Source organism: Arthrobacter jiangjiafuii (genome assembly GCF_018622995.1).
GTDB lineage: Bacteria > Actinomycetota > Actinomycetes > Actinomycetales > Micrococcaceae > Arthrobacter_B > Arthrobacter_B jiangjiafuii.
The window spans coordinates 1003907-1024897 of record NZ_CP076022.1 but is presented as its reverse complement, the minus strand read 5'-3'; the positions used below and the strand labels follow the sequence as shown (position 1 = coordinate 1024897).

The window sequence follows — 20991 nt, the reverse complement described above, 5'->3', positions numbered from 1 at the left end:
GGGTGTTGTGCAGGATAGGAAAAGTCAGCCGGCGACGGCGGGCAGCAGCCGCGCTCCGGGCACCGGGCCCAGGACAGCGAGGGCGCGGTGCCCTTCAGCGCGCAGGGCTGTTTCGAGCTCCGCTGCGGCATCGGTGTCCGCTGTCAGGAAGGCAATGGTGGGGCCGGAACCGGACACCATGCCGGCCAGCGCGCCGAGGCGTTCACCGGCGCGCAGCAGCCCGGCCAGCTCCGGCGCCAGGGCCAGGGCCGCGTCCTGCAGGTCGTTGGACATAACGGCTGCGAGGTCCCGGGCGTTCCCGGAGCGCACGGCGGCCAGGATCGACGGATCCGCTGCCTCCGGTTCCGGCACCTGGATCTGCTGTTCCGCACGGAGCGCGTCGAGGGCGCCGTACACCGCAGGTGTGGAAAGCCCGGAATCGGAGGCGGCCAGGACCCAGTGCAGCGGGGTCTCGGAGAGTGCCGGAGCCAGCCGGTCCCCCACGCCCAGTCCGACGGCGGCGCCGCCGAGCAGGGAAAAGGGGACGTCGGCGCCAAGCCCGGCAGCGATGCCGGCCAGTTCCTCGTTGGAGAGGCCGGTGTTCCAGAGGGCGTTGCAGGCTACCAGTGCGGCGGCGGCGTCGGCCGATCCGCCGCCCATGCCGCCGGCCACCGGAACCCGCTTAATGATGTGCAGGTGGACAGCGGCGGGGTGGCCCGTGTGGGCCGCCAGGGCCTGCGCCGCCCGCGCAGCCAGATTGTCCGGTCCCAGCGGGATGCCTGCAACGGGAACGTGCAGGGCGCCGTCGCTCTGGACCGTGACGGTGACGCCGTCGGTATCCGTGGCCGTCGCGTGGACTTCCTCAAACAGCGACACGGCCAGATAGACGCTGGCGACGCCGTGGTAGCCGTCCGGACGGGGCGGGCCGACCAGCAGGGAGACATTGATCTTCCCCGGGGCGCTGACCCGCACGGAGGCCGGAGCCCGCGGCGGGGCCGGTGCGGAAGGAGAATTGGCTGCACTCATATCTTCCAACTTAGAGGACGGGCCGCCCGTGCCGTTAATGCCCGGCCGCTGCTCCCTCGTCCGGGGCCCCGGCATCCTTGGCCTCGGCGATCCGGGCAAATGCGTGGATGTCGATGACCTCGCCGCGGGCCTTGGGATCCACGCCAGCCGCCACCAGCGCGTTTTCGGCCTGAGCCGGGCTGCCGGCCCAGCCGGACAGGGCGGCCCGGAGCGTCTTACGGCGCTGGGCGAAAGCGGCATCAATCACAGCGAAAACCTCTTCGCGGCTGGCGGTGGTTTCCAGCGGTTCGTGTCGGGTGAAGCCGACCAGCCCGGAGGCAATCTTGGGAGCGGGCCAGAAAACGTTCATGCCGATCACGCCGGCCTTGCGCATGGTGGTGTACCAGGCGGCCTTGACCGAAGGCACGCCGTAGACCTTGGAGCCGGGCACGGCGGCCAGCCGGTCCGCCACCTCATCCTGGACCATCACCAGGCCGTGCTGCAGCGACGGGAAGCGTTCGAGCAGGTGCAGCACCACTGGCACCGCCACGTTGTACGGCAGGTTGGCTACCAGTGCCGTGGGCTGAACCGGCAGTTCGGTGATGCGCATCGCGTCGCCGAGGACGACATGCAGCTGGTCGGCTTTTTCCGGACGCCAGGACGCGACGGTAGCGGGCAGGCGTTCAGCCAGGACGGGATCGATTTCGACGGCAACCACGGACTTGGCCGCATCCAACAGCCCCAGGGTGAGCGAGCCCAGCCCGGGTCCGACTTCCAGCACGGTCTCCTCTGGTCCCACGGCGGCGGCAGCAACGATGCGCCGGATGGTATTGCCGTCGATGACGAAGTTCTGCCCGAGCTGCTTGGTGGGGCGCACACCCAGCTCTTCGGCCAGGGCGCGGATGTCGGTGGCACCCAGCAACGGTTTGACCTGCGGGCGGGGGGCGGAAACGGATTCAGTCACGCAGTAATACTAGCCGAGCCGGGGCCGCTCCCCCGGGCCGGACCCGGCAGCCCGGGAGTGCTCAGTCCGGCCAGTTTCCCACCCTGGCTACGGCCTCTACCGCTGTCTTCCGGGCTCCGATAAACCTGTTCATGGTCTTTGCCTCCAGTCTGGGCCGCCACTCTGCCGTCCCTGAAATCCGGCCGGTAGCATTTTCGCTTCGGGCACCTTCCCAGTGTCCCGCGGCCTGGGAAGGGCGGAAATGACTATGGGCGAAACCTTCGGACAACGGCTGCATTTTTTTCGACGGACCGGGCACCTAACGCAGGCTGCCCTGGGTGGCAGCGAGCTGCCGGCCCGGGAGGTGTCCTTGCTGGAAAGGGGCCGGCGGGAGCCCCCGCCGGGTGCCGTCCGGCTCCTGGCGGAGCGGCTGGCCACGGTTGCCGGGCTGCCGCGGGTTTACTTCGAGCTGTCCGCCGCGCAGGCGTGGGACGAGCGGGATTACTCCGCCGCCCGCGGATTTGCGCTCCGGGCTGCTGCGGCGGCTTTGGCTGCAGGGGATGAAACCGGCGAGTGGGAGCTCTCCTACCTGGCAGCGGTATGCCTGCGCCGGCAGCATGCCTACCGGCAGTGCATAGCCGAGGCGGAACGGCTGGCGCAGCATCCACTGGCGGGCGAGGGACAGCCGCTGCGGCCGCTGGCCGAGACCCTGCTGGCCACGGCCTGCCAGGGCGCCGGGCAGCTCGCCGATGCCGTTGTACATGCCCGGCGGGCCCTGGACCTTGGCGTTTCGCTGAAGGTGGGCCCGGAGTATCTGGTGGAGGCCTACCAGGCCTTCATCGCCGCGCTCTCGGAGAGCGGGCTGCAGGACGAAGCCTGGGGACACTGCCGGACGCTGCTGGTTCCACTGCTCGAATCGGGCACCGACCGGCAGACGGCGGGCAAGGGGTTCTGGGCGGTGGGAAATGTGGCGTTCCGCCGCGGCGACATAGCCAACGGCCTGCGCTACCACACACGGGCAGCGTCACTGTTGAGCCCTACGGCAGATTTGGAGGTCTGGGCCGCCTTTAACCGCGCTTCAGCTGCGATGCGGCTGGCCGAGGGGGTGCACGACGACGCCACCCGTGAGTGCCTGGCGCACGCCGAGACTGCACTGTCCGTGGTCGGCGGGACCGAAGAAGACGGGTTGGACAACCTGCACAACCAGGGCCGGTGGCTTCAGCTGTCCGGAAACCACCCGTCCGCAGTTGATGTGCTGAGCACGGTTTATGGCCGGCGCGGGGTGCTTCCGCCGCAAAGTACCGGCGAGGTGGCCCTGCATCTGGGCCTTAGCCTGGCGGCTCTTGGCCGGACCTGGCAGGCTGTGCAGGCGTTTGAGGACAGCGCCGCGGCCTTTTCCCGCGCCGGCGCCCCGGACCGGGCCGGGCATGCGGCCCGGCTGTCAGCCCAGGTGCAGTCCGGGGCTCCGGTGGGCTTAACGGAGCGGACCGGGCCCTGGTGAGAGGTCCCGGTCCGCTGCCTGTTCGACTGGCTGCAGTGTGGCTGCAGCAGGTGGTGCGGTTAAAGCAGCCCCAGCTTGGAGGCGCAGGCGGGCCAGTGGCCCCAGCCGCCGTTGGCGCGCAGCTTCTCGGCCACGGCGATCTGCTGCTCGGGCGTGGCTCCTGCGGCAATCGGCGCGTACTGGCCGCCGCCGGCGCCGAGCCAGCTGGAAGCACTGAACTGAAGTCCGCCGGAGTAGCCGTTGCCGGTGTTGATGTGCCAGTTGCCTCCGGACTCGCACTGGGCCAGGGCTGCCCAGTTCCCGCCGGAGGGAGCGGTGCCGCCGGCCGGAGCTGCCGGTGCCGGGGCGGCTTCCTTCTTCTTGGTGCCTACGGCGATGGTTTCGGCCACGGGCGGCACGGACACGGTTTCACTGACCAGGGTCCGGCTGACCTCACGGCCGTCGACCAGAACGGTGCGGAAAACGCGGACCATCTCGCCGGCGGTTCCCTTGGTGGTGGTCTTTTTCTCGCCGGCGGTGAGCTCCGGGTCAGGCACTTCGGTGCTGTCGAAGGGAACGGGTTCCTTCACCGTCTCTTCGGCACCGGACTGCACCCGGGTAACTTTCAGGACCATGCCGTCCACCAGTGCGGCGCTGGTTGGAGCCGAAACGCGGTCGGTGGCGGCGAGGGTAATGCCGGTTTCGTCCAGGAGGTCCTTGACGGTTCCCGCCGTGGTGGGGCGGTCGTAGGAGGTGCCGTCCATCATGATGGTGACGGTCTTGGGAGTGGAGATCGACAGCGGATCATCCAGTCCTTCCAGGGCGGTGTCCAGCGAGGCCGAGACGGCCGAGTTGGAGGACACCCGCAGCTCTGAAACGAGGTCTGCGACGGTCTTGCCTGTGGTGCTGACCGTGCGGCCCTCGCCGTCCAGCGTGAGGTCCACGGTCTTGGCCTTGAAAACTTCAATGGTGGCGCCGTCGGTGACTTCGGTGTCCGGATCCGGGCTTACGCGGTCCGCTGCGGAGAGCTGGACATCCGCTTTCTGGAGGACTTCGGCAACCGTTCCGCCGAAGGTCTGGACGTCGCTGCTCTGGCCGTCGACGGTCAGGACCACGGACTTGTTGGTGCCTACAAAGGCGACCAGCCCCAGAATGAGGGCGACCATGACTACGGCCTGCCCGGTTAGTTTTACCCCACGCCTCACAAGTGCACTTGCCACGGAATCCCAAACGTTCAAAGCGTCCGGGCACGGGGATTAGGCACGCGGCAGTCGTTGTCCCCGGATCTCACGGGGCGGTGCGTTGTGCAGGCAGGACCTCTACCGCTACCGGGCACAGCGGTGTCCCGGCACGTCAAACGAGGTGCGGGGCACAACTGTCACAGGACGGTGTGTGGTTCGATATCAGTCCGGTGCCTTCCCCGACCCCGGCTAATAGCTCCCTACCGTAACCGAACCGTGACCTGAGGGCAACCTGGGTTTTCTGCTGCCTACAGCTACCCGAGTGGTGGAAGTGATGCGGATCACCTACGCCGAAGCGCCGTCGTCCGTACTCCAGGACCCGTAAACGTCGACGGTGTTGTCCACCAGCAGTTGGCCCAGCTCCGCGAGGTCAGCCCCCAGCTCGGACGCCATGAACCGGACCGTGTGCGGCACCATGTAGCTGGCATTTGGCCGCCCGCGGAAGGGATGCGGGGTCAGGAACGGGGAATCGGTTTCCACCAGGAGCAGCCGCGGGTCAGCGACCGCGAGCGCCTCGCGGAGGTTCCCTGCGTTCTTGAAGGTGAGGGTCCCGGCGAAGGACATCCGCCACCCGTTGGTGTTGCAGATCCTGGCGAGTCCGGCATCACCCGAGAAACAGTGGAAGACGACGTTCTCCGGCGCCCCTTCCTCGAGCAGCACGCGGACGACGTCGTCATGCGCTTCCCGGTCGTGGATCTGCAGGGCCAGGCCGAGCCGCTTGGCGATATCGATGTGCCGGCGGAAGGAATACTGCTGGCGTTCCACGCCGTCGGGGCCAGTGCGGAAGTAGTCGAGTCCGGTCTCGCCGATGCCCCGGACCCGTGGGTGGCGGGCCAGTGCCTCGATCTCTTCAAGCGCGGCGTCCAGGGTGCCCTCGGCTGCCAGGACCGGTGCGTCGTTGGGATGGATGGCTACCGCTCCCAGCAGCCGCGGCTCCTCATCCAGGACCTGCACGGTAAAGCGGGAGGAGGCCAGATCGGTTCCGACCTGGACCGCGCCGCGTACCCCGGCCGCCCCGGCCGCGTCCATGGCGGCGCGTACCCCGGCGGTGCCGGCCTTGCCCGGGGCGAAGTCCAGGTGTGTATGGTTATCGATCACCGGAACGGGCAGCGGTTCCGGTCCGGGAGGGTAGGGTTTGCCGGAAGCGGACTCGAAGTCCAGATAGGCTGCGGGGATTTGCCCCGGAACATAACCGCTGTCATTACACATGTCTTTAACCTTAAGTGAGCTTGTACCCTGTAGTGACATGGGCCCTTCCACACAAGTGCGAGGGGATCCCAGCGCCGCAATCCGGTCCCTTCAGCGGGCCCGGCCTGCACCCGCCGAGGCTTGGAAGGTATCCATGGACGCTCGAAATCCAGCTGCACCCCCCTCCGCTTTTGTCGGGGCCTCCCCCGGGGAGGCAGCGGACGGGCAATCCGCAGCCTGGAGCCGCCAGAGCGCTGCGCCGCACGACGCGGAGTCCTTTGCACAGGCGGCGTCCAGCATCCTTTCCGCCATCAACACCGTGATCGACGGCAAGCAGCAGGCAGCGTCGCTGGTCCTGACCGTGCTCCTCGCCCAGGGACATGTGCTGCTGGAGGACGTGCCCGGCGTCGGGAAGACCCTTCTCGCCAAGACACTGGCGCGCACCATCGACTGTTCGGTGACCCGCATCCAGTTCACCCCTGATCTGCTCCCCTCGGATGTGACCGGGGTGTCCATCTACAACCAGGACACCCACCGGTTCGAGTTCCGGCAGGGTCCTGTCTTCGCCAACATCGTGATCGGCGACGAGATCAACCGCGCCTCGGCCAAGACCCAGTCCGCCCTGCTGGAGTGCATGGAGGAACGGCAGGTCACTGTCGACGGCGGTACCTACCGGCTGGCGGAGCCCTTCATGGTGGTGGCCACGCAGAATCCGATTGAGATGGAGGGCACCTATCCGCTGCCCGAGGCCCAACGCGACCGGTTCATGGCCCGGATCTCCCTGGGATACCCGGACACGCAGTCCGAAATCGAAATGCTCGAGTCCCACCAATCGACCTCGCCCCTGGACCGGGTGGGGGCCGTCGTCGACGTGGCCGAAGTCGCTGCCATGACCGCCCGCGTGCGGAACATCTTCGTCTCCTCCGCGGTCAAGGAATACACGGTGGCGATCGGCCAGGCCACGCGCGAACATCCGCAGCTGCGGCTCGGTGCCAGCCCCCGGGCCCTGCTGCAGCTGCTGCGCGCGGCCAAGGCGCACGCGGCGCTGGCCGGACGCGATTTTGTCCTGCCCGACGACGTGTCCCACCTCGCTGACGCGGTGCTGGGGCACCGCCTGATTTTGGACCGCAAGGCCGCCAGCTCCGGCGAGACGCCGTCGGGCCTGCTGGCGCACCTGCTCTCCCGGGTTCCGGTTCCCCGAAGCCCGGCCGGCGAGCGCCTGCGACGGTAACGTCCGCGACTGCGGCGGCAGAGTTGGGCGGCCTGCGGCGGCAAGCACGCGGCAAAGCTGCGCGGCCTTAGGGAAAAGCTGCACTCCACTTCGCATCATCAGCTCCGGGAAGGATCCATGGATTTCACCACCGCACCCCGGCTGCTGACTGCCCGAGGCTGGGGGCTGGCGCTCTCCGCAGTGGTGGCGCTGCTGGCGGCCCAGGTAATGGGACGCCGGGACGTGTTGGTCCTGGCAGTGTTCCTCCTGGCCCTTCCGCTGCTGGCTGCGCTGTCGCTGCGGCTGGTGCGGCCGGCGCTCGACGTCGAGCGCACGTTCAGTCCTGCAACTGCGGAAGCCGGCGCGCCTGTCATTGTCACCCTCTCCCTGCACAGCTCCCGCCCCTTCCGGCAGAGCGCCGATATGCGCGAGGGCCTGCCGCTGCGCTTCGGCCAGAGCCCGGTGTTCCGGTTTCCGGCCCGGGTCCCGGGCCCCGACGGCGGCAGCATGTATGAGTATCAGTTGCTGTCCACGCGGCGCGGCCTGTTCCCGATCGGCCCGGTATCGGCGGAGTTCCAGGACATGTTCGGATTGGCCCGCGTGCTCCGCACGGTAGGCGGCTCTGATCCGCTGGTCGTGGCGCCGGCACCACTGGCCCTGCCCCGCCTCGCGCTGGGCGGGCCACGGGGCAAGGACGGCGCCCTGACCGGCCCGCAACGGGGCAGCCCGAGCGAAGACGATGTGTCCACACGCGAGTACCGGCCGGGTGATCCAATGCGCCGGGTGCATTGGGCGGCCACGGCTCGTCACGGCGAGTTGATGGTCCGCCAGGAGGAACCCGTCACCTCCCCCCGTGCCACCCTCCTGCTGGATACCAGGGAAGGCTCCCATGCCGACGGTGCGGGGTCCTCATTATGGCTCGATGGCTCCGGCGACAACGGATTGGCCACGTCCGAGTCCTTTGAGCGGGCAGTGTCCGCAGCGGTGTCAGTGGCCGCCTATCTGGTGGAGAGTGGCTACGCGCTGCATCTGCTGGATGCCCATGCCCGGCCTGCCCTCGAACGTTCAGCCTCCGCCCCGGACCGGCAGCAGCGCGACTTCGACGGGGTGGAAGGCCTGAAGGACCTCGCCGAGGGGCTGGCGGCGCTGGAACTCGACCCGAAATCCGCGGCGGCCGGCTCCGGAGTTCCGGACGGCAGCGGAGCCTTCGGCGACGAGCTGCTGAGTTCGCTGGTGCAGCGGCACCGTGGTCCCTTGATCGCGGTCTTAGGCCGTTTGTCCGTGGCTGAAGCACGGCAGCTGGCACCGGCGGCAGACCACGCGTCCAGGGCCTACGCCATCCTGGCGGTTGACCGGCCGCAGGACGCTGCTCCGGCCCTGGCGATCCTGCGTGCGGGCGGATGGGAAGCCGTCGCCGCGGCGCCGAAGACGGACCTCGCTCGCTCTTGGGCTGCATTGGGAGATTCATTTGCCGATTCCCCTGCCCCGGATCCGATGAACCCGCCGGCTGCTCCTTATGCCGTCCCTGGCCGCACCTCCTTCCGGGAGCCGCGCCAATGACCGCCACGCAAACCCGCAACCCCGCCGAGGCCCCCGGCGCATCTGGAGTACGGGTGCCGCGGAAGCCGGCCAGACCGCCCTGGGACGGAGCCGCGGCAGGAGCAAGCGCCGTTGCCGTCCTGCTGTGCATGGTTGGCCTGCACGGCGTCTTTGAAGGCTGGTCCTGGTTTGCGCCGCTGGCGCTGACGACCGTCACCGTGGTCAGCGCCATGGCTGCCGCCCGGCGCTTTCGGTTCCCCACCGCCGCGGTTCCCGCTGCCGGACTGGCCGCGCTCGTCGTCGTCCTGACCTGGCTGTTCGCCTCGTCCAGAGCGTTTTTTGGGCTGATTCCCACTGGCGACACCCTTGAGCACGCAGCCGTACTGCTGAGCGAGGCCCAGGCCACGATCATGAACCAGGTGCCGCCCGTGCTCGCCGAACCGGGGATCGTGTTTGTGGCGTGTCTGGGAACGGGGCTGATCGCCCTGCTGGTCGACACCCTGGCCACGACCCTCCGGATGCCCGCTGCAAGCGGCTTGGGACTGCTGTCACTACTCATTGTTCCTGCGATCCTGAAGCCCGACAGCGTGGGGGTACTTCCGTTTTTGCTGGCCGCAGCCGGGTATCTGCTGGTGCTCGCCACCGGAACCTGGCAGGAACGGCCACGCAGCTCGGCAGGTCCCGAGCGCCGGCCGCCCCGCCGCCAGGTGGGCACAGCGGCGGGAATCGGTGCCGTTGCGCTCGTCGCCGCCCTGGCGCTGCCCGCAGTGCTCCCGGGTTTCACCCAGGGCACGTTTCCGCAGGGTTCGCGGCTGAACCTGTGGACCGGCGGATCCGGCCTGAACCCCGTGGTGGCCCTGGGCAATGACCTGCGCCAGCCGTCGGCTTCAGGCCGTATCCGCTACGCGACTGATTCGGCGCAGGCCCTGTACCTGCGCTCAACGACGCTGGAGGACTTTTCCGGACAGCGCTGGGCGCCGGACCTGCGTACCGACAGCCGCCGTGCCGGGCTGCAGGGCATGAGCCCGCTCGAGGATGACGGGCTGGCCGCAAACGCGCAGACGGTCACCACCCAAGTCACCTCTGAGTCCTACGCCAGCCCCTGGCTGCTGGCGCCGTATGCTCCGGCCAGCGTGTATGGAGCCGCCGGAAGATGGAGCTGGGATCCCAAGACGATGACGGTAATCGCCGAGGATCAGCTCGGATCGCCCCGGCTCAGTTACGAGGTGCAGAGCCTGAGCCCGCAGATCACGCCGTCAACCCTGGAACAGATTGGGGTGGCCCCGGAAAATGCGGTGGACCCGGTCTTCACCGACCTTCCGGCGGATGTGCCGGAGAGTATTCGCGAGGCGGTGGAAACAGCAACCGCAACGGCGCAAGGCCCCTATGAACAGGCCATGGCCATTCAGGGGTACCTCCGCGGCCCGGAATTCAGCTACTCCCTCGATGCTCCGGTGGAGGGCGGGTACGACGGCAACGGCATGGGAGTGCTGGACAGGTTCATGGAGGAGAAGTCCGGCTACTGCACCCACTATGCGGCAGCGATGGCTGTCATGGCCCGGGAAGCCGGAATCCCCAGCCGCATGGCACTGGGATTCGCCCCCGGACGGACCACTGGCAACACGGTGACCGGGACCGATGGCACGGTTCTGCAGGAATACGAAGTTGATTCCCGCGACGCGCATGCCTGGCCTGAACTCTACTTCCATGGGATGGGCTGGGTGCGCTTTGAGCCGACCCCGTCCCGCGGTTCGGTTCCCGCCTACTCGGTTCAGTCGCGGCCCGATGTGGGCCAGGCGCTGCGCGACGAGGCGCTCGAACGGGAGCGCCCGGCCCCGGCGGCGACCGCCCCCGCGACGCCGGCACCCACCGCGCCGGCCAACGCCGCGCCCGTGGCACCGGCCGAAACCGGCGCGGGCCGCTATCTGGGTGTGGCGGCCGGGGTCCTCGCTGCCGCCGGCGCAGTACTGGCCCCGTGGGCGCTGCGCCGCCGCCGGCGCACTCTTCGACGGCGCTGGCTGGACGGTTCCGGCATTGCAGGTGGAGCCGGTGCGGACCAGCGGGGAGGGCCCGCCACCCTGGCCTGGGACGAGGCAGCCGACACCGGACTGGACTACGGGCACGTCCCCCGCCTGGCCGACTCGCCCCGGGCGTTTGCGCAACGGCTGGCGCACGACGCAGGGCTGCCGGAGGGCGCCGCGCTGGCTTTGGAGCGGTTGCGCAGCGCCTACGAGCAGGAAGCCTATGCTGCTCCGGGCCTTGCCGCAGGATCAGGAACTACAGGCTCCGGAATTACAGGCTCCGGACCCTTAGGGTCCTTGCCGGGCTCCGGCGCTCCCGACGCGGAGCGTCTGTGGGCGGACGTCAGCACCATCCGGGAGAGTTTTGCCGCTTCGGCCCCGCCGGGTAAACGGCTGCGGGCGTTGCTGTTCCCGGCCTCGCTGTCCTCGCGGCTCCGCCGGTAGGGGCGGGACCGCCAGGCGCCGGGGGCAGGTCCTGCCCCCGGCGCCGATGGCCAGCCCCATAAACGGGATCGGCAGCTTAGCCGGCAGCGGGATCAGCGATGCCGATGTACTGCGTGTACAGGTATTCCTCGATGCCCTCGGCACCGCCTTCGCGGCCCAGCCCGGACTGCTTGACCCCGCCGAAGGGGGCTGCGGCGTTGGAAACCACGCCGGCGTTCAGGCCGAGCATCCCGGTTTCCAGCTTCTCGCCGATCCGCAGCCCGCGGTTCAGGTCCTGCGTAAAGACATAGGCGACCAGGCCGTATTCGGTGTTGTTGGCCAGGGCCACTGCTTCAGCCTCGGTGGCGAACGTGACGATCGGAGCCACCGGTCCGAAGATCTCCTCCTGCAGGATCCGGGCATCCGGGGCCACGTTCTTGAGGACGGTCGGCTGGTAGAAGTAGCCGGGACCGTCCACCGGTGCTCCGCCCACAACGGCCGTGGCGCCGCCGTCGACCGCGTCCGTGACGAGGGCGTGGACCTTGTCGCGGGACTTGGCATCGATCAGCGGGCCGATCTTCGACTCGTCCTCGGTGCCGCGTGCGGTGGTCATGGCGCCGACCTTCGCGGCGAACTTCTCCGCGAACTCCTCGGCAACGGACTCGTGCACGATGAAGCGGTTGGCTGCGGTGCAGGCCTCGCCCATGTTGCGCAGCTTCGCTGCCATGGCGCCGTCCACTGCCTTCTCCAGGTCTGCGTCCTCGAAGACCACGAACGGCGCGTTGCCGCCGAGCTCCATGGAGGTCCGCAGCACCCGGTCGGCGGCGTCGCGGATCAGGCCCTGGCCCACGGGAGTGGAGCCCGTGAAGGAGACCTTGCGCAGCCGCTCGTCCTTCATGATCGGACCGGTGACTTCACCGGCAGAGGTGGTGGAAACGATGTTCAGTACGCCGGCGGGCAGGCCGGCCTCGATCATCACGGCGGCGAACAGCTGGGAGGTCAGCGGCGTGAGCTTGGCGGGCTTGAGCACCATGGTGCAGCCGGCGGCCACTGCGGGGGCGATCTTGCGGGTGGCCATCGCCAGCGGGAAGTTCCACGGGGTGATCAGCAGGCACGGGCCCACCGGCTTCTTGTTCACCATCAGGCGGGACTTGCCGTCCGGAGACATGCCGTAGCGGCCCGAGATGCGCACGGCCTCCTCGGAAAACCAGCGCAGGAACTCGGCACCGTAGGTGACCTCGCCGCGGGCTTCAGCCAGCGGCTTGCCCATTTCCAGTGTCATCAGCAGGGCGAAGTCCTCGGCCCGTTCGGTCACCAGATCAAAGGCGCGGCGCAGGATTTCCCCGCGCTCCCGCGGTGCGGTCTTCGCCCAGGACTCCTGGGCGGCAGCGGCGGCATCCAGCGCGGCGGCGCCGTCCTCGGCGCTGGCATCGGCAATGCTGAGCAGCACCTTGCCGGTGGCGGGGTCTTCGACGTCGAAGGTCGCCCCGCCGGCGGCGTCCCTCCACTCGCCATTGATCAACAGGCCGGTGGGGACCTGTGCCAGCAGTGCGGCTTCGCGGTCAGCGGTAATACCCATGGGGAATGCCTCCAGGTTCGACGTCGGTTCCCGGGCGCTCCGCCCGTCATCCACTTCACGGTAGGCGCGGGGCGTTCAGGCTGTAAATACAGAAGTGCACCATGCAGGTGCCACGCCACTGTGCAGTTGGCCAAAGGCCGCGATCAGCTGCGCGCAGCCAGGACCGCTGAATACAGCTCGCGCTTGCTGATCCGGGCATCTTCGGCCACAGTGGCCACCGCATCCTTCAGGCGGGCCCCCTGCGCGATGAGGCCGTTCACGGCCGCCACATGGTCTTCGGGCTGTTCGGGGGCTGCCTCGCCGGCGCCGGCGACCACGACGGCGATCTCCCCGCGCACCTCGGACGTTTCCGCCCATTCGAGCAGTTCACGCAGCGGGGCACGCAGCACCTGCTCGTGCAGTTTGGTGAGTTCACGGGCGACGGCGGCGCGGCGGTCACCGCCGAACGCGGCGTCCAGGGCACGCAGCATCGGCTCCAGGCGGTGCGGGGCTTCGAAGAACACCATGGTGCGCTGCTCCCGGGCCAGCTCGTTCAGGCGTGCGCTGCGTTCCCCGGCCTTGCGCGGGAGGAAGCCTTCGAAGCAGAACCGGTCCGTCGGCAGCCCGGACAGCGCCAGCGCGGTGAGGACGGCCGAGGGGCCGGGTGCTGCGGTGACGGTCAGGCCTTCACTGGCGGCGGCCTCGACCAGCCGGAAGCCGGGGTCCGAAACGGCGGGCATGCCGGCATCGGTCACCATGAGCAGGGTCGCACCGCCGCGCACCATCTCCAGCAGATCGGCGGTGCGGGTCGCTTCGTTGTGTTCGTGGTAACTGATGATCTTGCCGGTGGTGGTGATTTTCAGGGCGGAGACCAGCCGGTGCAGCCGCCTGGTGTCTTCGGCGGCAATAACGTCTGCCGTTTCCAGCAGCCCGATCAGCCGGTTGGTGGCGTCGCCCATGTTGCCGATGGGAGTGGCGGCGAGCACGATCTGTCCGGCGACGGCGGCGCCGGTCTTCCCGCCGTCGTTCTCTAGGTGCTTGGTAGATCCGGTCCCGGTGCTCTGCTTGCTGGAATTCACCATCTAACCCTACGCGAGTTGGCGCCGCGGGATCCTCCGCCCGCCGATAGAGTGGAGCGCGTGACTCTGACCGCCAGCGACACCCCTCCCCCGCCCGCGGCACCCCTCGTCAGCGAACCGGGTGCCGCCTTCCGCCTCGGCGAGTTGAGGAACCGGCTGCTGGGCTGGGCTCCGGGCACCACGGCCTCCCTGGGCCTCTGGGGCTGGCTGGCTCCCCTGCTGGCCGCCGTGATCGGCGGCGTGCTGCGGTTTGTCCGGCTGGCTGAACCCCGCTCGTTGGTCTTCGACGAAACCTATTACGTCAAGGATGCCTACTCGTACCTGCTCTCCGGATATGAACGGGAATGGCCCGACGGCGCGAACGACTCCTTCAATGCCGGTACGCCGGACGTTCTGCTCGCCAGCCCCGAATACGTGGTCCATCCCCCGGTGGGCAAGTGGATGATCGCCGCCGGCATGGAGCTGTTCGGCGCGGACAACAGCTTCGGCTGGCGTTTCAGTGCGGCACTGACCGGCACCCTGACCGTCCTGCTGGTGGGGCTGATCGCGGTGAAGCTGTTCCGGTCCCCGCTCCTGGGCGGACTGGCCGGGCTGCTGCTGGCGGTGGACGGGCACCATCTGGTGCATTCGCGCACCTCGCTGCTGGACGTATTCCTGACCTTCTGGATTGTGGCAGCCTTCGGCGCGCTGCTGCTGGACCGCACCGACGGCCGGCTCCGGCTGGCCCGGAAGACCGCTGCCCTGGCCCCGGACGGTTCCGGCAGGCCAACGGCCCAGGCCCTGTTGTACGGGCCCTGGCTGCTGTGGCGGCCGTGGCGGCTGGCAGCCGGCGTATTCCTCGGCCTGGCGGTAGGGACCAAATGGTCGGCGCTGGCGTTCGTGGCGGTGTTCGGGCTGATGACCGTCCTCTGGGATGTGGGCGCCCGTCGGGTTGCAGGTTTCCGGAGCTGGCGCACCGCGGGGCTGCTCAAGGATGGCATTCCCGCATTTTTCACCATCATTCCGGCCGCCGCCCTGGCCTACCTTGCCTCCTGGACCGGCTGGCTCCGCTCGACCGGCGCCTATGACAGGAACTGGGCCGCGGACAACCCGTCCGGGACCTGGGGCTGGCTGCCGGACTGGCTGCGTTCCCTGGCCGAATACCACCGCAGCGCGTACGCCTTCCACAACGGGCTCAGCTCCGAGCACACGTACGAGTCCAGCGCCTGGACCTGGCTGGTCATGGGCCGGCCGACGTCGTTCTTTTACGAGTCCACCCCTGGCGGCACCGACGGCTGCACCGCCGAAAGCTGTTCCACCGCCGTCACCTCGCTGGGCAACCCGCTGATCTGGTGGGCGGCGGCGGTCTCGCTGCTGGTGCTCCTCTTCTGCTGGATCGGCCGGCGCGACTGGCGCGCCGGAGCCATCCTTGCCGGGGTCGCTGCCGGCTACCTGCCCTGGTTCGCTTATCCGGAACGCACCACCTTTTTCTTCTATTCGGTGTCCTTCGAACCGTTCCTGATCCTTGCCCTGACCTATGTGCTGGGGCTGCTGCTGGGCAGGCCGGGCGACCCGGCGGCCAGGCGGCGCGCCGGAAAAGCGGCGGTTGCGATCTTCATCCTGGCTGCCGTGCTGGCCTCCGCATTCTTCCTGCCGGTCTGGACGGCCGAAACTATCCCGTATTCTGACTGGCGGCTGCGTATGTGGATGCCCAGCTGGATTTAGTCTCAATACCCATGTGCTCAGGCACAGAAAGAGAGGCCAACGGTGCGCGAATCCGCCACTGATTTACTGGTCCATCTCGCTGCGGAGTCGAATATCACCGACATCCTGGTGGGACTGCATGCAAAGACCCCCGACCATCCCCTGTTCTCACTGAAGAGCGACGGCGGCTGGAAAAACGTTAGTGCCAATGACTTCCTCACCCAGGTCAGCGAACTGGCCAAAGGCCTGATCGGACTGGGTGTCCGCCCCGGCGACAGCGTAGCCGTCATGTCCAAGACCAGCTACGAGTGGACCCTGGTGGACCTTGCGGTCTGGTTCGCCGGTGCCGTCACGGTACCCATCTACGAAACCTCCTCCCCCTCGCAGGTGGAGTGGATCCTCGAGGATTCCGGCGCCGCCCACGTGTTCGTCGAAGATGGCCGCAAAGCCGCGGTAGTCTCGGCGGCCGCTGCGTCCGGCGACTTCGAGGCCCGGGTCTGGCTCATGCAGGCCGACGGCGCCGAGGGCACCTTCGCGGAGTTGGCCGCTGCCGGTTCCGCCGTCACCGATGACGAGCTGGAAACGGCCCGCACCACGGCCGGCCTCGATTCCGTCGCCTCCATGGTCTATACCTCCGGGACCACGGGCCGCCCCAAGGGCTGCGAAATCACGCACGGCAATTTCGCCCTGTTCGGGGTGAACATCGTGGAGTTCCTCCCCGAGATGCTCAAGGAAAAGGACGTCAGCACGCTGATGTTCCTGCCGCTGGCGCACGTGCTGGCCCGCGCCGTGCAGGTAGGCTGCCTGGCCGCCGGTGTGCGGGTGGGCCACTCGGGCAGCGCGTCGGACCTGATGGCCGACCTGAAGTCCTTCCAGCCGACATTCCTGCTCGCCGTGCCCCGGATCTTCGAAAAGATCTACGCCGGTGCGCAGCAGTCCGCGGAGGCCGCCGGCAAGGGCAAGCTGTTCGCTGCAGCCGCTGACACCGCCGTCGCCTACTCCACCGCGCTGAACTCGGCAGCTGCCGGCGGCAAGGGCCCGTCCGCTGCCCTGAAGCTGCGGCACAAGCTCTTCGACAAGATGCTCTACCCGAAGGTCCGCAACGTCTTCGGCGGCAAGCTGACCTACGCGATCAGCGGCGCCTCGGCGCTGAGCCCGCAGCTGGCACACTTCTTCCGCGGAGCCGGCGTCATGGTCCTGGAAGGCTACGGCCTGACCGAGACCACCGCCCCGGCCACGGTCAACACCGTGCCGCTGGCACGGGTGGGCTCCGTGGGCCTGCCGCTGCCGGGTACCACTGTGCGGATCGCCGACGACGGCGAGGTGCTGATCAGCGGCGCCGGTGTCTTTGCGGGCTACCACAACAACCCGGAAGCCAACGCTGCCGCCTTCACCGGCGAGTGGTTCCATTCCGGCGACGTGGGCTCACTGGATGACGACGGCTTCCTCACCATCACCGGCCGGAAGAAGGACATCCTGGTTACTGCCGGCGGCAAGAACGTGGCTCCGGGGCCGCTGGAGGAGAAAATCCGCGAGCACCGGCTGGTATCCCAGGCCATCGTCGTCGGCGAGGGCCGGCCCTTCGTTACGGCGCTGCTGACCTTGGATGAGGAAACCCTCGCCGCCTGGGCGCGGGAGAACGGATCTGCGCAGCCGGCATCCGAGACCGCTGCAGATGATCCCCGGGTCCGGGCCCTGCTGCAGCAGGCAGTGGATTCAGCGAATGCCACCGTGTCCCAGGCCGAACAGATCCGCAAGTTCACTGTCCTGCCCCAGGACTTCTCGCTGGAATCCGGTCATCTGACGGCCACGCTGAAGCTTCGCCGCAGTGCCGTCATCGCCGATTACTCCGCCGAGGTGGAAAAGCTCTACGCCAAGTAGCGCGCAGCCGCCACCGGTACTCCCGGTAAACAAAACTGCCCGTCCCGGATCCGTGGATCCGAGACGGGCAGTTCTTGTTGGTGCGGCTTGTGTTGGGTCAGACCGCTTCGAGCGAGTCGAGGTAGCGGCGGCGGGCCGCTTCGGCCTTGCTCCGCGAACGTTCCCGCCGGGCCTTGGTAGGCCAGGTGGCAACCAGCACCACAGTGCAGGTCAGCAGGACCAGGGAGGCAATCACGATGCCCGCGTCCATCCAGAACTGGGCCGGGAAGAGCCGGATCAACGTGTCGTCCATCCGGAACGTCCAGTTGCCCTGGGCGAAGAAGATCGTATGCACCTGGGTGAAGAAACTCTCCCAGCCCAGGACTGCCGTCACGATCAGCGCGCCGATCAGGACCAGGGTCAGCACGGCCCCGGAGAAGAACGCCCGGCGGATGCCGCCGGGGCTGCGCTTGGCCAGATAGAAGCAGGCGAGCAGGCTGAGCAGGGCCATGGCCAGTGCGGACACAAACGCGATGGTCAGGACCGTCTTCACGTCCGCCATATGGCTGACTTCGCTCTCCAGGTACAGCCGTTCGCCACCGGTCGTCACCAGGTCGCCGAGGTAGCGGGCGCCGGAGAAGTTCAGCAGGTAATCGACGGCGTAGGAGCCGTACGTCATCCGGTCGTCGGTGGAGAACCCGTAGCTGTCCGCGGGGAAGCCCGGACGGTGGTACTCGGCCCAGAGGAACAGCGGGGTGGCTACGGCCCGGATGGCAGCGGCCAGGAGCATGACCGGGAAGAAGACGGCAACCATCACCTGCAGGACACGGGCCAGGATCGGCTTGGCCTTCCCCGCCCGTTCGCGTTCCTCAGCCCGGCGGCGGGCCTCCTCGGCGGAGATCTCGTCGTCGGCCGTGCGCGCATCCAACGGCTGGCCGGATTCGGCGCTGTCGGCGTCCGAGCGCTCGGCGTCCGTCTGTCCGGCGTCTGCGCGTCCGGCGTCTGTGCGTCCGGCGTCTGTGCCTTCCACGGCCGCGGTCTCCAGAGCGGCGGTTTGAGGGTTCGGATCCGCTGAAGACGTGACGCCTGCTGCCGCTACGGCAGCCGCTGATGCCCCGGCTGCAGCAGAGCCGTCTGCGGCCCCGGTGTCCTTGGCTGCGCCGGTGTCCTTAGCTGGCGCCGCCGCTGGGGAGTCGCCCATGGGTGCATCAAGTGCGCCGGCCTGTTCGGTCTCCTCCGGGGAGAGCTCTCCATAGCCGCTGACGTCGGGCATGGTGCTGGCCCGCCGCATCGGCAGGGTGCTGCGCTGGGCCAGGGAGGGATGGCCGCCCGGTACCACGTCGGCCTCGGCCGCCCCGGCGTCCCGCTGCACCGCTCGTGCGTCACCGGCAGCGTCCGCTGCGGGTGACGCGTCAGCAGGGGCGGTTCCGGCGGCGTCGGCGAAGGCAGCGTCCCAGTCCTCGTGGTTTGAGCCGTCATCGGCAAGACCGGCTGCGGTGCTGCCGTTGGCCGCGGGCGCAGCTGCGGCGCCGTCGTCGGCCGCAAGCGCAGCCGTTTCGGTTCCCACCGCATGCTCTCCGCGCACAATGGTCTCGCTGGCATCGCTGAGGCTGTCCGGGCTATGGCGGTTCTGCCCGGGACGGGTACGCTCCGGTTCGGCGGAGCCTCCGGACGTCGGGTGCTGCTGGGGGGTATCGTCCTGGCTTGCCACTACTTCCTCTTTCACTTCCCTGGCCTGTCTTCATGGCCTGTTTGCGGAGACCGGTGCGCTTTCCGGCTCCCATCCTTCTTCGACCCTACCGGGCAAGCGCATCATGACGGCGCCGCCACCCCGGGGCCCGGCGCGGACTGCGCGGACCGTTACCTATTTGGTTCCTTGAGCAGCGGGATGAGTGCCGGCATGACGGCTCACGCGGTGCGCAGGACATCCCCGGTGTCCCGCCTGGACAGGTCTCCCCGGTGCCCTGCCCGGTAGGCCCGGCCGCCCAGAATAAGCGTGTAGGCCCAGTAGGCGGCAAGCAGTGCTGCTCCGATGCCGATCCGCAGCCAGGTCGGCATCGACGATCCGGTGACAAAGCCCTCCACCAGCCCGGACAGGAACAGCACGATCACCAGGCCCAGGGCCACGGTGAACAGTGACCGCCCCTCGGCAGCCAGTGATGCCGCGCGGGTCCGCCGGCCGGGCGCCACCCAGGCCCAGAAGATCCGCAACCCTGCGGCCACGGCAATGAACACTGCCGTCAGCTCCATCAGGCCGTGCGGCAGGATCAGGGAGAAGAATTGGCCCAGCTCGCCGTAGGCAGCCATGACGCCGCCAGCGGTTCCGACACCCATGGCGTTTTGGTAGAGCACAAACGGGCCCCAGATCCCGGTGATGCCGAAGGCTACGGCCTGCAGTGCTATCCACGCATTGTTGGTCCAGACCAGTCCGGCGAAGGAGGCCGCGGGGTTCTCCGTGTAATAGGCCGCGAAGTCCTGCTCGACGTACTGCCGGATCTCGCTCTCCGACCCCAGAGTCGCCGCGATGACCCCCGGCGTGGTGGCGGCCCAGATTCCGGCCAGCACGGCGATCAGGATGAAGACGGCACCCACGGCAACCGTGAGCCACCGCACCCGGTAGAAGCCCGCCGGCAGCGCGAAAACGAAGAAGTGCACCAGGTCCTCGGCGACATTGGACCGGGCACCGGTGAAGCGGGTCCGTGCCCGGGACAGCCGCATGGACAGGGTGGCGGAGAGGGGGCTCTCGGGGGCCACGGAACGGACCATGGACAGGTGGGCCGAGGTCCGCTGGTAGAGGCGCAGCAGCTCATCGGCTTCCTCGCCGCTGAGCCGGCGCCGCCCGGCAAGCTCGTCCAGCCGCTGCCAGTCGGAGGCATGTACGGCGCTGAAGGATTCCATATCCACGCTTACACCCTAGCGCCCGCCTGCTGGGTACAGTGGACTTTCCATCGCAGCGCCGGCCAGGAGGAGAACCGTGAGTTCGATCGTCACCGGAGAGGCAGTGGTCCTGGAGCTGCGGCCGGCGTCGTTTGCCGCCCGCGCCCTGAGCTCAATCATCGATGTCTTTGTCCAGCTCCTGCTGCTTTTGGCGCTGCTGGTGCTGTTCGCGCAGACGTTGAGCGAATCACTGGATCCCGCGCTGGGCCGGGCACTGATCCTGGTCATCGTGGTGCTGGTCCTGGTGGTGGTTCCGGTGGCTGTGGAGACGCTGTCCCGCGGCAAGTCGCTGGGCCGGCTGGCCATGGGACTGCGGATAGTGCGTGACGACGGCGGGGCGGTGCGCTTCCGCCACGCGTTTATCCGCGGCATGGCCGCCGTGCTGGAAATCTACCTGACCGCCGGGTCCCTTGCCTTTGTGGTGGCGTTGTTCAATGAGAAGTCCAAGCGTCTCGGGGACCTGATGGCCGGAACGTACGCCCTTCGGGAGCGGGTGGGCGCTCCCGCACCTGTGCCGGCCGTGATGCCGCCGGCCCTGAGGGGCTGGGCCGGGCTTGCCGACATTGGCCGGCTGCCCGATGCCCTGGCCCGGCGGGTGTCGCGTTTCCTGGACCAGAGCGCCAGGCTCTCCCCGCGCTCCCGTGCCGCTTTGGCCGCGGAGCTGGCGGCGGAGGTTGCTGCTTTCGTCTCGCCGCAGCCTCCGCCCGGCACTGCCGCCGGAGACTATCTCCGCGCGGTCATGGTCGAGCGGCGCGAGCGCAGTTTCCGCGCCCTGACCCGGCAGCGGGAGCAATCGGAGAGGGTCGGGCGCCGGCTGCACCGGCTGCCCTTCGAGCAGTAGAAGC

General features: G+C 68.5%; 15 protein-coding genes. 7 read left to right on the top strand and 8 right to left on the bottom strand.

Translation table 11 applies throughout. The features are described from left to right. Positions 1–24 precede the first annotated feature (24 nt). Entirely contained in the window at positions 25–1005 is a 981-nt protein-coding gene (locus KKR91_RS04930; RefSeq protein ID WP_210230337.1) for a 4-(cytidine 5'-diphospho)-2-C-methyl-D-erythritol kinase, read from the bottom strand. 34 nt (positions 1006–1039) lie between these two features. Next, positions 1040–1948: a 16S rRNA (adenine(1518)-N(6)/adenine(1519)-N(6))-dimethyltransferase RsmA gene (gene rsmA, locus KKR91_RS04925; RefSeq protein WP_210230335.1), complete on the bottom strand. Its 909-nt coding sequence runs from the start codon at positions 1946–1948 to the stop codon at positions 1040–1042. A gap of 241 nt (positions 1949–2189) precedes the next feature. Between rsmA and KKR91_RS04920 the strand changes: the two genes are divergently transcribed. Next, a complete protein-coding gene (locus KKR91_RS04920; protein ID WP_210230333.1) occupies positions 2190–3428 on the top strand; it encodes an XRE family transcriptional regulator in 1239 nt (412 codons plus the stop codon). 59 nt (positions 3429–3487) lie between these two features. Here the strand turns inward: KKR91_RS04920 and KKR91_RS04915 are convergent, their stop codons facing one another. Together KKR91_RS04915 and KKR91_RS04910 are read right to left on the bottom strand one after the other, a co-directional pair. Then, positions 3488–4573 carry a resuscitation-promoting factor gene (locus KKR91_RS04915; RefSeq protein WP_210230331.1) on the bottom strand — a complete coding sequence of 362 codons (1086 nt, stop codon included), beginning with the start codon at positions 4571–4573 and terminating at the stop codon, positions 3488–3490. Positions 4574–4933: 360 nt separating this feature from the next. Next, positions 4934–5857, bottom strand: a complete 924-nt coding sequence (locus KKR91_RS04910) for a TatD family hydrolase (RefSeq protein WP_210230329.1) — start codon at positions 5855–5857, stop codon at positions 4934–4936. A 133-nt stretch (positions 5858–5990) separates the two neighbouring features. On the opposite strand from KKR91_RS04910, the gene KKR91_RS04905 reads away from it, so the two are divergent. The 3 genes from KKR91_RS04905 to KKR91_RS04895 all read left to right on the top strand — a co-directional run bounded on the left by KKR91_RS04905 (position 5991) and on the right by KKR91_RS04895 (position 11050). After that, positions 5991–7067, top strand: a complete 1077-nt coding sequence (locus KKR91_RS04905) for an AAA family ATPase (RefSeq protein WP_210230327.1) — start codon at positions 5991–5993, stop codon at positions 7065–7067. 117 nt (positions 7068–7184) lie between these two features. Next, the gene (locus KKR91_RS04900; protein ID WP_210230326.1) at positions 7185–8606 is read left to right on the top strand and encodes a DUF58 domain-containing protein; all 1422 of its coding nucleotides are present in this window, start codon (positions 7185–7187) and stop codon (positions 8604–8606) included. Beyond that, positions 8603–11050: a transglutaminase TgpA family protein gene (locus KKR91_RS04895; protein WP_210230325.1), complete on the top strand. Its 2448-nt coding sequence runs from the start codon at positions 8603–8605 to the stop codon at positions 11048–11050. Before KKR91_RS04900 ends, KKR91_RS04895 begins: the two co-directional genes overlap by 4 nt. A gap of 76 nt (positions 11051–11126) precedes the next feature. Here KKR91_RS04895 and KKR91_RS04890 read toward each other — a convergent pair whose 3' ends face one another. Beyond that, positions 11127–12608 carry an NAD-dependent succinate-semialdehyde dehydrogenase gene (locus KKR91_RS04890; protein ID WP_210230324.1) on the bottom strand — a complete coding sequence of 494 codons (1482 nt, stop codon included), beginning with the start codon at positions 12606–12608 and terminating at the stop codon, positions 11127–11129. Positions 12609–12751: 143 nt separating this feature from the next. Then, positions 12752–13546 (bottom strand): 16S rRNA (cytidine(1402)-2'-O)-methyltransferase, encoded by a 795-nt coding sequence (gene rsmI / locus KKR91_RS04885; RefSeq protein WP_237686664.1) that lies wholly within the window; start codon positions 13544–13546, stop codon positions 12752–12754. Between the two features lie 180 nt (positions 13547–13726). Between rsmI and KKR91_RS04880 the strand changes: the two genes are divergently transcribed. Both KKR91_RS04880 and KKR91_RS04875 read left to right on the top strand, forming a co-directional pair. Beyond that, on the top strand, positions 13727–15370 hold the full coding sequence (locus tag KKR91_RS04880) for a dolichyl-phosphate-mannose--protein mannosyltransferase (protein ID WP_237687494.1): 1644 nt from the start codon (positions 13727–13729) through the stop codon (positions 15368–15370). A gap of 42 nt (positions 15371–15412) precedes the next feature. Continuing rightward, the gene (locus KKR91_RS04875; protein WP_210230321.1) at positions 15413–17230 is read left to right on the top strand and encodes an AMP-dependent synthetase/ligase; all 1818 of its coding nucleotides are present in this window, start codon (positions 15413–15415) and stop codon (positions 17228–17230) included. A 97-nt stretch (positions 17231–17327) separates the two neighbouring features. Here KKR91_RS04875 and KKR91_RS17090 read toward each other — a convergent pair whose 3' ends face one another. Next, entirely contained in the window at positions 17328–18920 is a 1593-nt protein-coding gene (locus tag KKR91_RS17090) for a TIGR01906 family membrane protein (protein ID WP_273544936.1), read from the bottom strand. Between the two features lie 197 nt (positions 18921–19117). Continuing rightward, positions 19118–20113: a stage II sporulation protein M gene (locus KKR91_RS04865; RefSeq protein ID WP_210230320.1), complete on the bottom strand. Its 996-nt coding sequence runs from the start codon at positions 20111–20113 to the stop codon at positions 19118–19120. Between the two features lie 70 nt (positions 20114–20183). On the opposite strand from KKR91_RS04865, the gene KKR91_RS04860 reads away from it, so the two are divergent. Then, positions 20184–20987, top strand: coding sequence for an RDD family protein (locus KKR91_RS04860; protein WP_210230319.1), 804 nt, complete (start codon positions 20184–20186; stop codon positions 20985–20987). The last annotated feature ends 4 nt before the right edge of the window (positions 20988–20991 follow it).

Bases quoted from the DNA above. Each gene is read 5' to 3' on its own strand.
- KKR91_RS04930 (WP_210230337.1), bottom strand. From the start codon at position 1,005: ATGAGTGCAGCCAATTCTCCTTCCGCACCGGCCCCGCCGCGGGCTCCG.
- KKR91_RS04920 (WP_210230333.1), top strand. From the start codon at position 2,190: ATGACTATGGGCGAAACCTTCGGACAACGGCTGCATTTTTTTCGACGG.
- KKR91_RS04915 (WP_210230331.1), bottom strand. From the start codon at position 4,573: ATGGTCGCCCTCATTCTGGGGCTGGTCGCCTTTGTAGGCACCAACAAG.
- KKR91_RS04910 (WP_210230329.1), bottom strand. From the start codon at position 5,857: ATGTGTAATGACAGCGGTTATGTTCCGGGGCAAATCCCCGCAGCCTAT.
- KKR91_RS04905 (WP_210230327.1), top strand. From the start codon at position 5,991: ATGGACGCTCGAAATCCAGCTGCACCCCCCTCCGCTTTTGTCGGGGCC.
- KKR91_RS04900 (WP_210230326.1), top strand. From the start codon at position 7,185: ATGGATTTCACCACCGCACCCCGGCTGCTGACTGCCCGAGGCTGGGGG.
- KKR91_RS04895 (WP_210230325.1), top strand. From the start codon at position 8,603: ATGACCGCCACGCAAACCCGCAACCCCGCCGAGGCCCCCGGCGCATCT.
- KKR91_RS04890 (WP_210230324.1), bottom strand. From the start codon at position 12,608: ATGGGTATTACCGCTGACCGCGAAGCCGCACTGCTGGCACAGGTCCCC.
- rsmI (WP_237686664.1), bottom strand. From the start codon at position 13,546: ATGGGCGACGCCACCAACCGGCTGATCGGGCTGCTGGAAACGGCAGAC.